The 12,048-nt window shown below is 68.9% G+C and carries 12 protein-coding genes; 6 read left to right on the top strand and 6 right to left on the bottom strand.

Annotated elements, in window-relative coordinates; all coding sequences use genetic code 11:
- Positions 1-24: 24 nt before the first annotated feature.
- Positions 25-771 carry a hypothetical protein gene (locus tag WG922_RS05165; protein ID WP_340281126.1) on the bottom strand — a complete coding sequence of 249 codons (747 nt, stop codon included), beginning with the start codon at positions 769-771 and terminating at the stop codon, positions 25-27.
- Positions 772-884: 113 nt separating this feature from the next.
- On the opposite strand from WG922_RS05165, the gene greB reads away from it, so the two are divergent.
- The gene (gene greB, locus WG922_RS05160; RefSeq protein WP_340281124.1) at positions 885-1,454 is read left to right on the top strand and encodes a transcription elongation factor GreB; all 570 of its coding nucleotides are present in this window, start codon (positions 885-887) and stop codon (positions 1,452-1,454) included.
- Positions 1,455-1,465: 11 nt separating this feature from the next.
- Here the strand turns inward: greB and WG922_RS05155 are convergent, their stop codons facing one another.
- The 4 genes from WG922_RS05155 to WG922_RS05140 all read right to left on the bottom strand — a co-directional run bounded on the left by WG922_RS05155 (position 1,466) and on the right by WG922_RS05140 (position 5,614).
- The gene (locus WG922_RS05155) at positions 1,466-3,730 is read right to left on the bottom strand and encodes a RelA/SpoT family protein (RefSeq protein ID WP_340281122.1); all 2,265 of its coding nucleotides are present in this window, start codon (positions 3,728-3,730) and stop codon (positions 1,466-1,468) included.
- 106 nt (positions 3,731-3,836) lie between these two features.
- Positions 3,837-4,040 carry a DNA-directed RNA polymerase subunit omega gene (gene rpoZ / locus WG922_RS05150; protein ID WP_340281121.1) on the bottom strand — a complete coding sequence of 68 codons (204 nt, stop codon included), beginning with the start codon at positions 4,038-4,040 and terminating at the stop codon, positions 3,837-3,839.
- Positions 4,041-4,061: 21 nt separating this feature from the next.
- Entirely contained in the window at positions 4,062-4,682 is a 621-nt protein-coding gene (gene gmk, locus WG922_RS05145) for a guanylate kinase (RefSeq protein WP_340281120.1), read from the bottom strand.
- Between the two features lie 8 nt (positions 4,683-4,690).
- Positions 4,691-5,614: a YicC/YloC family endoribonuclease gene (locus WG922_RS05140; RefSeq protein WP_340281119.1), complete on the bottom strand. Its 924-nt coding sequence runs from the start codon at positions 5,612-5,614 to the stop codon at positions 4,691-4,693.
- 80 nt (positions 5,615-5,694) lie between these two features.
- Here WG922_RS05140 and WG922_RS05135 point away from each other — a divergent pair, with 80 nt between their 5' ends.
- From WG922_RS05135 to hemW, 5 genes are all read left to right on the top strand, one after another.
- On the top strand, positions 5,695-6,702 hold the full coding sequence (locus tag WG922_RS05135) for a serine/threonine protein kinase (RefSeq protein ID WP_340281117.1): 1,008 nt from the start codon (positions 5,695-5,697) through the stop codon (positions 6,700-6,702).
- Positions 6,703-6,718: 16 nt separating this feature from the next.
- Entirely contained in the window at positions 6,719-7,621 is a 903-nt protein-coding gene (locus WG922_RS05130) for a PP2C family protein-serine/threonine phosphatase (protein WP_340281115.1), read from the top strand.
- A gap of 16 nt (positions 7,622-7,637) precedes the next feature.
- Positions 7,638-8,390: a ribonuclease PH gene (rph, locus tag WG922_RS05125; protein ID WP_340281113.1), complete on the top strand. Its 753-nt coding sequence runs from the start codon at positions 7,638-7,640 to the stop codon at positions 8,388-8,390.
- Between the two features lie 149 nt (positions 8,391-8,539).
- The gene (rdgB, locus tag WG922_RS05120) at positions 8,540-9,142 is read left to right on the top strand and encodes an RdgB/HAM1 family non-canonical purine NTP pyrophosphatase (protein ID WP_340281112.1); all 603 of its coding nucleotides are present in this window, start codon (positions 8,540-8,542) and stop codon (positions 9,140-9,142) included.
- On the top strand, positions 9,139-10,326 hold the full coding sequence (gene hemW, locus WG922_RS05115; protein WP_340281111.1) for a radical SAM family heme chaperone HemW: 1,188 nt from the start codon (positions 9,139-9,141) through the stop codon (positions 10,324-10,326). Before rdgB ends, hemW begins: the two co-directional genes overlap by 4 nt.
- 175 nt (positions 10,327-10,501) lie before the next feature.
- On the opposite strand, the gene WG922_RS05110 is transcribed toward hemW, so the two are convergent.
- Positions 10,502-12,004: a carboxylesterase/lipase family protein gene (locus WG922_RS05110; RefSeq protein ID WP_340281110.1), complete on the bottom strand. Its 1,503-nt coding sequence runs from the start codon at positions 12,002-12,004 to the stop codon at positions 10,502-10,504.
- Positions 12,005-12,048 lie beyond the last annotated feature (44 nt).

The raw sequence follows: 12,048 nt of genomic DNA, 5'->3' as shown, positions 1-12,048 counted from the left end.
GCGCATGCGGCTGGCCGCAGTGCGCTACAGCGGCACGATCTGCAGAGGCGTGGTGGCCACCATGCGCGGCAGTCGGATCACGATGCGATCCTTTTCCCGGCGCAGCTGCACCGACTCGGCATCCGCCAGCGCCTGCACATCGGCCCAGTCGAGCTGCCGGTAGCCGGGCTCGAAAGGCATGGCGTCGCCACCGCCGCCGTCCTTGAACTGCAGGGTGAGCACGACGCTTCCGGCCGCGATCTCACCGCGCACGAGCACCTCGCCCGCGCCCTGGGCCGCGTCGGTGAGGTGGATCAGCGACGCCAGCAGCAGGTGCCGCAGCAGCACGCGCGAGACTTCCAGGTCATTGGCCGGCAGGTCGGTGCGCAGCGAGAATCCGCGGAAGTTGAAATTGCTGCGCACCAGCGCAAGGCTTTCCTCGACGCCTTCGCGCAGCCCGATGACCTCGTCCTCGGCCGGCTCGATCCAGCCCACCACCTTCAGGCAGTTGGCGACCGCCTCACGGGCGAGGCGGTGGATGCGTGCAATGCTGTTCTGCAGTTCGCTTTGCGAGGGCACGCCACGTTCGAGCTTCGCGCCGAGCACCTCGCTCATCATGGCGACCGCCTGCAGGTTGACGACCATGTCGTGCTTGAGCGCGGGGCCGAGTCGCCGCAGCACGCCGTAGCGCGCCGCCTCCGAAGCCGGCGCAGGCCTTTGCGTTCCCGCAGCGGTCTCATCGGCGCCTGCGGGCATATCCGCTCCGGGCCCAGGAATGGTGTCTGTGCGCATCGCGCGATTGTGTCGGCGAGACAGTCTCGGCAGCTGTCGGGCAGGGGCCGGCTCGGGTGTAGGAAGCGGATTGCGACGAATTGCCTCATGCACGGCGCGCTATCCTTTCCGCCATGAGCAAGGCCTTCACGCGCGAGACCGAGGCAGAGGACGAGGATGAGCCGTCCGCCCCTGGCGTGCCTGCCGGCACGCGCAACTACATGACCCCCGCAGGCTATGCGCGGCTGCGGGCGGAGTTGCTGCACCTGATCGACGACGAGCGGCCCAAGGTGGTCGAAATCGTGCACTGGGCGGCCAGCAACGGCGACCGGTCCGAGAACGGTGACTACCTCTACGGCAAGAAGCGGCTGCGCGAGATCGATCGGCGCATCCGCTTTCTCACCAAGCGGCTGGAGTTGGCGGAGGTAACCGACCCGAGCGTGCACCACGGTGGCGACCAGGTGTTCTTCGGCGCCACGGTGCGCTACGCCGACGGGGAGGGTGCTGAACGCGAGATCACCATTCTGGGGATCGACGAGGCGGACAGCAGCAAGGGCCAGGTGAGCTGGATCGCGCCGATCGCGCGTGCGCTGCTCAAGGCGCGCGAGGGGGACGTGGTGCGCCTGCAGACGCCTGCCGGAGTGCAGGATGTGGAGGTGCTGTCGGTGCGCTATCCGGCGCCAGGGCAGGAGGAGGGCACCTAGCGTCGCCCCGCTCAGCTCCCAGGGCGCGGCCGGCGTACCTGGATCACCGCCGGGGTGCGCCGCAGCGTCCGCATGGCGGATTCGAGGTGGCCGCGGTCGCGCACCGCCACGACGAAGCGCAGGTCGCAGGCGTCCTGCGCGCGCTCGTCGTCCATGTCCACGTGGGTGATATCCGCCTCGGCGCTCGCCAGCGCCGATGCGACCCGCGCCAGCACGCTCTTGCCGTTGGATACCGTGACCAGCAGTTGGGCCTCGAAGGCGCGCACCGGCTCGTCGGACCACTCCACGCCGATGAAGCGCTCGGCATCCTTGTGCTGCAGGCGCCGGGCCACGCCGCAGTCTTCGGTGTGCACCACCAGGCCCTCCCCGCGTCCCAGGTACCCCACGATGCGGTCCCCCGGCACCGGCCGGCAGCAGGTGGCGTATTGCACCGAGGCGTTCTCGCTGCCGTCGAGCGTCACCGCGCCCTGCGAAACGTTCTCGTGCGCGGTGAAGCGCTCGCGCGTGAGGAGCAGCGCGTCGCGTTTGCCGCCCGTCTCGGCCAGCAGGGTGACGAGGCGCTTGGCGACGATGCTGGCGATGCGCTTGCCCAGGCCCAGGTCCGTGAGCAGTTCGTCACGCGTTCGGTTGCCGGTGAATCGCAGCAGCTTGTCCCACAGAGCCTGGTTCTCGTCGTTCTCGGGCGGCAGCCGCTCGTACCCCTCGGCGCGCAGCGCCTGGGTGAGCAGCTTCTGGCCGAGCTCGTGCGACTCGGCCTGTGAAATGGTCTTGAGGTGGTGCCGGATCTTCGAGCGTGCCCGCCCCGTGCGCACGAACCCGAGCCACGCGGGGTTGGGGGTGGAGACCGCCGCAGTCACCACCTCGACCACATCGCCGTTCTTAAGCTCGGTGCGCAGCGGCACCTGCTCGCCGTTGATCTTGGCCGCCACCGTACGGTCGCCGATGTCGCTGTGGATCGCATAGGCGAAATCCACCACGGTGGCCCCGCGCGGCAGCGCCATGATCTGGCTGCGCGGCGTGAACACATACACCGCATCGGGGAAGAGGTCGATCTTGACGTGGTCCCAGAACTCCGCCGCGTCGCGGGTCTCGTGCTGGATGTCCAGCAGGGACTGCAGCCACTTGGTTCCCAGGCGGTCACCCGCCTCGGCCTGCTGCGACTCGGCCTTGTACAGCCAGTGCGCGGCCACGCCCGATTCGGCCACCACGTGCATCGCCTCGGTCCGCATCTGGAACTCGACGTTCACGCCCGAAGGGCCGACCAGCGTGGTGTGCAGCGACTGGTAGCCGTTCACTTTCGGAATGGCGATGTGATCCTTGAACCGCCCTGGCACGGGCTTGTAGAGCTGGTGCAGGATGCCCATTGCGGTGTAGCAGTCGATCACCGAGGGCACGATCACGCGAAAGCCATAGATGTCGGTCACCTGCGCAAAGCTCAGGTGCTTCTCGTCCATCTTGCGGTAGATGGAGTACAGCGTCTTCTCGCGCCCGGCGAGGCTGATCTTCATTCCGAGCGCCTCGAATGCCTGCTCGACCTCGCGCTGTACCTTGTGGATGAGGTCGCGCCTGCGGCTGCGCGCCTTCGCCACCGCCTTGCTCAGGATGGCGTGACGCCACGGCAGCAGGTGGCGAAACGCCAGTTCCTGCAGCTCGCGGTAGGTCTGGTTCAGGCCCAGGCGGTGGGCGATCGGCGCGTAGATCTCCAGCGTTTCCGACGAGATGCGCGCCCACTTGGAGCGCGGCATGTCGTCGAGCGTGCGCATGTTGTGGGTGCGGTCGGCGAGCTTGACCAGAATGACCCGGACGTCGCGCGCCATCGCCAGCAGCATCTTGCGAAACGACTCGGCCTGGTTCTCCTCGCGCGTGTCGAACTGCAGCTTGTCGAGCTTGGTCAGGCCGTCCACCAGCTCGGCCACGGCGGCACCGAAGCGCTCGATCAGCTCCGGCTTGGTGACGCCGCAGTCCTCGATCGCGTCGTGCAGCAGCGCCGCCATCAGGGCCTGCGCATCGAGCTTCCATTCGGCGCACTGCGCCGCCACGGCGATCGGGTGGGTGATGTAGGGCTCGCCGCTCGCGCGGATCTGACCCAGGTGCGCCTCGTCGGCGAAGCGGTATGCCTGACGGACCTGCTCGACATCCGCGGGATCGAGGTAGCCCAGGCAGTCGGTGAGCGCGGCGAAGCTCGCCGCCGCGGCATTCACGGCCGCGGGGCTGGGGGGCGTAGGAGCCGTTGCAGGCTGCCGGCGGCCGGAAGAGGGGTCGAGCACCGCACTCATGGCCTAAATGTAGCGTGCAGCTTGACGTCGCCCGGGCCTGCAAACAAAAAGGCACCGCCACGGCGGTGCCTTTTGTTGCGGCGCGTCAGGCGCAGGGGTGTCGGTGTCAGCCCGGTACTTTCTTCAGCATTTCGAGGCCGACCTTGCCATCGGCAATTTCGCGCAGTGCCGTGACGCCCGGCTTGTTCTTGCTTTCGATCTTGGGTGCGTGCCCCTGGCTCAGCATTCGCGCGCGGTAGGTGGCGGCCAGCACGAGCTGAAAGCGGTTCGGAATCTTTTTCAGGCAGTCTTCAACGGTGATACGGGCCATTTTCTCGCTGCTCCAGGAATTTCAGAGGATGTTGAGGGCCTTGAAGGTGTCGGCCCGGGTGCGGCGCTGGGCCGAGAACTTGAGTCGCTGCGCGTGAACGATAGCTTTGAGATCGAAGAGCGCGCGCTCGAACAACTCGTTGATTATAACGAAGTCGAATTCCCGGACCTGCGCCATTTCCTCGGCCGCGTTCTTCAGTCGCATCTCGATCACCTCGGCGGAATCTTCGCCGCGGCGCTCGAGGCGCGAGCGCAGTTCGTCCCAGCTCGGCGGCAGGATGAAGACCAGCACGGCGTTGGTGAAGATGCGCTTGATCTGCAGGGCGCCCTGGAAGTCGATCTCCAGCACGACGTCGGCGCCGGTGGCGATGCGCTCCTCGATGGCTTTCTTGGACGTGCCGTAGCGGTTGCCGTGCACGTGCGCCCATTCGACGAAAGCGCCGCCCAGCACCATCGAGTCGAATTCGCCGGGAGAGACGAAGAAGTACTCGCGTCCGTGCTTTTCCTGGCCGCGTGGAGCGCGTGTGGTGTGCGAGACCGAGGGTTGCACCTGCGAGTCGAGCTCCATCAGGGCCTTGACCAGGCTCGACTTGCCGGCCCCACTGGGGGCGGCGACTACGAACAGGTTGCCGGGATAGTCCATGGGTGAGGTTACTCGATGTTCTGCACCTGCTCGCGCATCTGCTCGACGAGGACTTTCATGTCCACCGAGATGCGGGTGAGCTCCAGGGCAGCCGACTTGGAGCCCAGGGTGTTGGCTTCCCGGTGCAGCTCCTGGATCAGGAAGTCGAGCCGCTTGCCGATCTCGCCGCCCTTGTCCAGCAGCCGCTCGATCTCGTCCAGATGCGCGGCCAGGCGCGTGAGTTCTTCGGCCACGTCGATGCGGATCGCGAAGGCGGTCGCTTCGGACAGCGCCCGGTCCTGCGCGGCTTCGGAGGACGAGGCGCCGCCCGACTGGCCGCCCAGCGCCATGGCTTCCTGCCAGCGTTCGAGGAATCGATTGCGTTGTTGCTCGACCAGCTGCGGCACCAGGGGGCGGGCCTGTTCGGCCAGCGCGCGCAGCTGCCCGAGGTGGCCGCGCAGCATATCGACCAGCCGCGCCCCCTCTCGAGCGCGTGCCGCAAGCAGCTCGTCGAGCACCTGTCGCGCCAGCTGCTGCAGGGACGGCCCGAAGTCGCCCGCGCGGGGGCCGTCGCCGGCCAGGCGCAGCACGTCCGACACGCTCAGAGGACGCGCCTGCGGCAGCCATCCGAGCACCATGTCCTGCAGCGCGCCGAGCCGCTGCAGCTGGCGCGGTGCAGGTTCTCGCACGGCGTCGTCGCCGGTCGTCTCCATGCCGGCGCGCACCTCCACCTTGCCGCGCTTCAAGCGTGACTGCAGGAGCTCGCGCAGCGCCGGTTCGTGCTGGCGCAGGTCCTCGGAGAGGCGGAAGGACAGGTCGAGGAAGCGGCTGTTGACCGAGCGCAGTTCGATGCCCAGGCGGGCGTGCGAAGCGACCCTGTCCTCGCCGCCGGCCGGCTCCCGGGCGCCGCTCAGTTGGGCGCTTGCGTAACCGGTCATGCTGTAAACTGCCATCGAGGATTCTCAGGGGTCGTGGACGGGGCGGAATGCGGTGTTCGACGGCCCTGTGTCTTTGGCCCGCCAAGCCCCAAATTATGTCAAAGGTCAAACCTGCGCCGTTGCCGCCGGACACCGTCATCGGTGGCTACCGGGTAGTGCGCAAGCTTTCGGCGGGCGGCTTTGGCATGGTCTACCTGGCCGTCGATAGCGAAGGCCAGCAGGTGGCGGTGAAGGAATACCTGCCGTCCTCGCTCGCCAGCCGGTCCCCGGGCGAGCTGCTGCCGCAGGTGGCGCCGGAGAAGCTGTCGCTCTATCGCCTCGGTCTCAAGAGCTTTTTCGAGGAAGGCCGGGCACTCGCGCAGATCTCGCACGCATCGGTGGTGAGCGTGCTCAACTTCTTTCGCGAAAACGAAACCGTCTACATGGTGATGAACTACCTCGAGGGCGCGACCCTCCAGGACTTCGTCATCACCGCCCGCGAGCTGAAAAAGCAGAAGGTCTTTCGCGAGTCCACCATCCGCTCGCTATTCGACGAGATCCTGCGCGGGCTGCGCATCGTTCACCAGCACAAGATGCTGCACCTGGACATCAAGCCCGCCAACATCTTCATCACCGACGATAACCGCGCCGTGATGATCGATTTCGGCGCCGCGCGCGAGGTTCTCTCCAAGGAGGGCAACTTCATCCGGCCCATGTACACGCCCGGCTTCGCCGCACCCGAGATGTACCGGCGCGATTCGTCCATGGGCCCCTGGACCGACATCTACGCCATCGGCGCCTGCATCTACGCCTGCATGCAGGGCTATCCGCCCAACGACGCGCCGCAGCGCCTCGACAAGGACCGCCTGGGCCTGGCTCTCTCGCGCCTTCGCGGTGTCTATTCGGACAACCTCATCGAGGTGGTGGAGTGGTGCATGTCGCTGGATGCACTGTCCCGGCCGCAGTCCGTCTTCGCCCTCCAGAAAGAACTCAGCCGGGAAGGGGAGCGCCGCTACACCAAGCTCACGGTCGCCGAGAAGATGCGGCTGCAGATCGACAACATCGTCTCCGACACCCGCAAGACGGTGCGCGGGGTCACGGCCTTCGGCGCCAAGGCCAAATGAGCGCGGAGGCTCGATCATGAAGTTCTCGGTGTTCCAGGTGAGCCGCAAAGGCGGTCGCGAGAAGAACGAAGACCGCATGGGCTATTGCTACACGCGCGAATCGGGCCTGTTCGTGCTGGCCGACGGCATGGGCGGGCACCCCGAGGGGGAGGTCGCCGCACAGCTCGCGCTGCAGACCGTCTCTGCGCTGTTCCAGCGCGAAGCGCGCCCGCAGGTGCGCAACACCGGTGAATTCCTCGCCGCCGCGCTCATGGCCGCGCACCAGCAGATCGTGCGCTATGCCAGCGAGCGCGGCATGCTCGATACGCCCCGCACCACCCTGGTGGCCGCCGTCGTGCAGGGCTCGGGTGCCACCTGGGTGCACTGCGGCGACTCGCGCCTGTACCTGGTGCGCGACGGCCAGCTCTTGACGCGCACGCGCGACCACTCCTACCTGGAGCAGCACGCTGCCGGCGTCATCCGCCTGGAGCAGGTGAACCGCAACATCCTGTTCACCTGCCTCGGCTCGCCGACCAAGCCGGTATTCGACGTGACCGGCCCCATGAGCCTGCAGCAGGGCGACAAGCTGCTGCTGTGCTCCGACGGGCTCTGGGGCAGCCTTTCGGACGCGGAGATCGTGCGACAGCTGTCGGCCAAGCCGGTCTCCGATGCGGTGCCCGACCTGGTCGAGGCGGCGTTACGCAGCGGCGGCCCGCACTCGGACAACGTCACCGTTGTCGCGCTCGAATGGGAAACGCCCGACGCGTTCGAGTCCAGCCACGGCGTCTCCACCGACAGCATCAGCGACGGCGTCTTCGCCTCCACCATCCAGTCGGGTGTGCTCGACACGCTGATCGACGACCTCGACGACGCGGCCATCGAGCGTTCCATCGCCGAAATCAACGAAGCCATCCGGCGCTCGGCCGCCCGGAAAAGCTAGAAAGCCTCTCTCCTTCATGACAGCCTTCGTTCGCAGCGGCAACCGCGCCGCCGACCAGCTTCGCCCCGTGCGCCTCACGCGCGGCTTCACCATTCACGCCGAAGGCTCGGTGCTGGTCGAGTTCGGCCAGACCCGTGTGCTGTGCACCGCCTCCGTGGAGGAGCGCGTTCCGCCGCACAAGCGCGGATCCGGCGAGGGCTGGGTCACGGCCGAATACGGGATGCTTCCGCGCGCCACGCATACGCGCGGCGACCGCGAGGCGGCGCGGGGCAAGCAAAGCGGGCGCACCCAGGAAATCCAGCGTCTCATCGGCCGTTCGCTGCGCGCAGTGTTCGACCTCGCTGCCTTGGGCGAGCGCACCATCGCGCTGGACTGCGACGTGCTGCAGGCCGACGGCGGCACCCGCACCGCCGCCATCACCGGCGCGTTCGTGGCGGCCCAGGATGCGGTGGCCGTGCTGCTGGCCAGCGGCAAGCTGGCCGCCTCGCCCATTCGCATGCCCGTCGCTGCAGTGTCCGTGGGCATCGTGCAGGGAACGCCGCTGCTCGATCTCGAATACGTCGAAGACGTGGCCTGCGACACCGACATGAACGTGGTGATGACCGGCGCCGGCCACTACGTCGAAGTGCAGGGAACGGCCGAAGGCGTCGCCTTCACGCGCGCCGAGATGGACGCGTTGCTGCGCCTGGCGGACAAGGGCATCGCCGAACTGGTCGAGCTGCAGCGGCTGGCGCTCGCGCAGCCGTTTGCGGGTTTGCAACGAGCCTGACGTGATGGCCCTGACGCACAGCACCTGCAGGATCTCCTGCCCGCGGCGCGCGCGCCCGCAGTGCGCCGCAGCGGGTCGCGCCGTGGACCGGCTTGCCTGCGCGAGCGGTCGCGGCAATCGGACGCCTCGCCGCGTCCTGGAGCACTGACGTGCCCCCCAAGCTCGTTCTCGCCTCCAACAACCGAGGCAAGCTGGCCGAGCTGCAGGAGCTGCTCGCGCCCTTGGGCATTACCCTGGTTGCGCAGGCCGCGCTCGGCATCGGCGAGGCCGAGGAGCCGCACCGCACCTTCGTCGAGAACGCGCTGGCCAAGGCGCGCCACGCCGCCCGCGCGAGCGGCCTGCCGGCCTTGGCCGACGACGCCGGCCTCTGCGTCGATGCGTTCGGTGGGCTGCCGGGCGTCGATACCGCCTTCTACGCCACGCAGTTCGGCTACCCCAAGGGCGACGAGCACAACGTGCGCGCCCTGCTCGAGCAGATGCGCGGCGTCGAAAACCGCAGCGCCGCGTTGGTGAGCACGTTGGTCGCGCTGCGCAGCGCCGACGATCCCGAACCGCTGATCGCCGTCGGCCGCGCCGCAGGCGAGGTCACCCGCGAGCCCCGCGGCACGAATGGGTTCGGCTTCGATCCGGTGATGTTCCTTCCGGCGTTCGACAAGACCTTCGCCGAGCTGCCGCCCGAGGTCAAGAACGCCCACAGCCACCGCGGGCAGGCCGCCCGCCAGATGGCCCGGCTGATGCGGGAGCGCTGGTGACCGACGCCACGCAGCACTACCTGCGCCCGGGCACGTTGCAGCTCGGCGCGCTGCCGCCGCTGTCGCTCTACGTGCACCTGCCCTGGTGCCTGCGCAAGTGCCCCTACTGCGACTTCAACTCGCACGAGTCGCGCGGCGAACTGCCCGAGCGCGCCTACCTCGATGCGCTGGTGGCCGACCTCGACAGTGCCTTGCCGCTCGTGTGGGGGCGCCCGGTGCACAGCATCTTCATCGGCGGCGGCACGCCCAGCCTGTTCTCGCCCGAGGGCATCGACCGGCTGCTGGGCGACATCCGGGCGCGCTGCAGGCTCGAAGCCGGTTGCGAGATCACGCTCGAGGCCAATCCAGGCACCTTCGAGAAGGACCGCTTCCGCGCCTTCCGCGCCGCCGGGGTCACCCGCCTGTCGATCGGCGTGCAGAGCTTCGACGACGCGCACCTGAAGGCGCTCGGCCGCGTCCACGACCGCGCCCAGGCCATCGCGGCGTGCGAGGAGGCGCAGCTTGCCTTCGACACCTTCAATCTCGACCTGATGTACGCGCTGCCCGGCCAGAGCCTGGCGCAGCTCGAGTGCGACGTGACCCAGGCGCTGGCCATGCTGCCGCCGCACCTGTCCATCTACCACCTGACGCTCGAGCCCAACACCTACTTCGCCAAGTTTCCGCCGCAGCTGCCGCCCGAGGACACGGCCTACGCCATGCTCGACCGCATCACCGAGATGACCGAGGGCGCCGGCCTGCAGCGCTACGAGATTTCGGCGTATGCGCGGCCCGGCCACCGCTGCTGGCACAACCTCAACTACTGGCAGTTCGGCGACTACCTCGGCATCGGCGCCGGTGCCCACGGCAAGCTCAGTTTCCCGCACCGCGTGGTGCGCCAGGTGCGCTGGCGCGAACCGCGCATGTACATGGAGAAGGCGCTCGCGGGAACGCCGCTCGCCCAGGAGCACGAGGTCGCCCGCGCCGAGCTGCCCTTCGAATTCATGCTCAACGCATTGCGCCTGAAGGAGGGCTTTGCCCTGCGCGCGTTCACCGAGCGCACGGGGCTGCCCGTGAGCGCCATCCAGGCGCCGCTGGAAGAGGCCGAGCGCAAGGGGCTGGTGGTGCGCACGCTCGACCATGTGCAGCCGACCGTGCGCGGCTTCGACTTCCTGTCGGACCTGCAGGCCTTGTTTCTGGGCGACTGAGCCTCCCGACTGCGCCTGCGTGTCGGGCGTGCCGCGCAGCGAAGGCAGCAGCGGCCGCAGCAGCGATCGCCTGTGTCCTGCTGCTGCAAGCCTGCCACCCTGGAATCTGCTGCGGTTGCCGCGGCGTGGAAACGTAAGCAGCGTTCCGATCCGGTCGTGCCGCGCCCGCCGAGGATCAACCGTAGAAGCGTTCCAGGAAGTCCAGGGGTTCCGCACGCCAGCCGTGTCCCGGCGCGATCGCGTCGCCCAAGGCGAGGTGGTTGTCGTCCGCGGGGCGATACGGCTTCCAGTCGAGCGATCCGGCGGCCTCGGGAGAGCCGGTGGCCGCGAAGCGCACCCAGGCGCGCCGCATCGCATCCGACAGCGCCGCATCCATCGGCTGCGCCGCCTCGCCGAGGTTGCCGAACACGTGCGCCACCTCTTCACCATGGTGCGGGCCGTCGGGCTGGCCGGCGCCGCGGCGCGTGAAGAGATAGCGCCAGGTCGGCTGCCCGGCGCCTGCCATGGCCTGCGCGATCAGGCGCGTGCCGTAGTTGAACTGCGTGTCGGCGAAGAGCTCGGCCACGCGCGCGCGCACCTGGGTGTCGTCTGCCGCCGGATACAGGGCGAGCGCCTGGTCCGTCGCAGCGCCGAAATTCGCCTCGACCAGCGTGCGCCAGGCTGCCAGGTCGCGCTGAGGCCAGTCGCGCGTGAGCAGGCTGCCTTCGTCCAGGTTGCTGCCGACGATGGTGGGCAGGCGCTGGAAGCGGCCGGCGCGCAGGGCCGGCCGCTCGTCTTCGGGCAGCAGCCAGCCGTCGCGGATCGGGCGCAGCACGCGCGGGGTGGTGAGGCCGCGCACGCGCGGGGACATGCGCCCCGTGCGCTCGAAGAGGGCCTGCGCCGGCAGGGCGCGCAGGGCGGCGAGGTCGCCTCCGAGCGCTTCGGCCGCGGTCCGTTCCGCCAGTTCCAGGCTCGCCAGCGGCCGCCCGGCGCCGGGGCTGTGCAGGATGCACTGGTCGAACAGGCCGCGCGCCTGTGGCGAGACCAGCATCAGTGCGATGGATGCCGAGCCGGCCGACACGCCGAACGCAGTGACGCGCGAGGCGTCGCCACCGAACGCCGCGATGTGCTCGCGCACCCAGCGCAGCGCCGCCAGCTGGTCGAGCAGCCCATAGTTGCCGCTCACGCGCTCGGGCGATTCGGCACTGAGCGCCGGGTGGGCCAGATAGCCGAACAGGCCGGCTCGGTAGTTGACGCTCACCACCACGGCACCCTCGGCGGCCATGCGCGCGCCGTCGCTGCGCGCGTCGGAGCCGCTGCCGCCCACGAAGCCGCCGCCGTGGATCCACACCAGCACCGGCAGCGCGGCGCCGTCATGCCGGGCCGGCGTCCAGACGTTGAGGTAGAGGCAGTCCTCGTCCTGGTGCGGACCGCGCAGCCGCGCGTTCGGCGCCTGCGGCAGGTCGGGGCCGAAGCCCGTGGCCTCGCGTGTCCCCGGCCAGGGCTGCACCGGCTGCGGCGGCCGCCAGCGCAGCGGGCCTATCGGTGGGGCCGCATACGGGATGCCGGTGAAGGCATGCACCGGCGCTTGCCCCGGCGGCGCGACGAGGCGCCCGCGCAAGCGGCCCAGCGTGGTCGAGACGACCGGCGCGGCAGCATCGTCCTCGGCGTGATCGGAAGCGCGTGGATTCGCGGTCATGGCGGCGGGAAGTGGAATGAAGACAGCAAGCAGGGAAGGGCGGC

The organism is Ramlibacter sp. AN1015 (assembly GCF_037726105.1).
Lineage (GTDB): Bacteria > Pseudomonadota > Gammaproteobacteria > Burkholderiales > Burkholderiaceae_C > Ramlibacter.
Note: the sequence above shows the minus strand (reverse complement) of the source record. Positions and strands in the feature narration are given on the sequence as shown.

What these genes read in the sequence shown, in the direction of transcription:
- WG922_RS05130 (WP_340281115.1), top strand. Translation starts at nt 6,719, where the DNA reads ATGAAGTTCTCGGTGTTCCAGGTGAGCCGCAAAGGCGGTCGCGAGAAG.
- gmk (WP_340281120.1), bottom strand. Translation starts at nt 4,682, where the DNA reads ATGGACTATCCCGGCAACCTGTTCGTAGTCGCCGCCCCCAGTGGGGCC.
- WG922_RS05155 (WP_340281122.1), bottom strand. Translation starts at nt 3,730, where the DNA reads ATGAGTGCGGTGCTCGACCCCTCTTCCGGCCGCCGGCAGCCTGCAACG.
- WG922_RS05135 (WP_340281117.1), top strand. Translation starts at nt 5,695, where the DNA reads ATGTCAAAGGTCAAACCTGCGCCGTTGCCGCCGGACACCGTCATCGGT.
- rph (WP_340281113.1), top strand. Translation starts at nt 7,638, where the DNA reads ATGACAGCCTTCGTTCGCAGCGGCAACCGCGCCGCCGACCAGCTTCGC.
- rpoZ (WP_340281121.1), bottom strand. Translation starts at nt 4,040, where the DNA reads ATGGCCCGTATCACCGTTGAAGACTGCCTGAAAAAGATTCCGAACCGC.
- WG922_RS05140 (WP_340281119.1), bottom strand. Translation starts at nt 5,614, where the DNA reads ATGGCAGTTTACAGCATGACCGGTTACGCAAGCGCCCAACTGAGCGGC.
- WG922_RS05110 (WP_340281110.1), bottom strand. Translation starts at nt 12,004, where the DNA reads ATGACCGCGAATCCACGCGCTTCCGATCACGCCGAGGACGATGCTGCC.
- WG922_RS05165 (WP_340281126.1), bottom strand. Translation starts at nt 771, where the DNA reads ATGCGCACAGACACCATTCCTGGGCCCGGAGCGGATATGCCCGCAGGC.
- greB (WP_340281124.1), top strand. Translation starts at nt 885, where the DNA reads ATGAGCAAGGCCTTCACGCGCGAGACCGAGGCAGAGGACGAGGATGAG.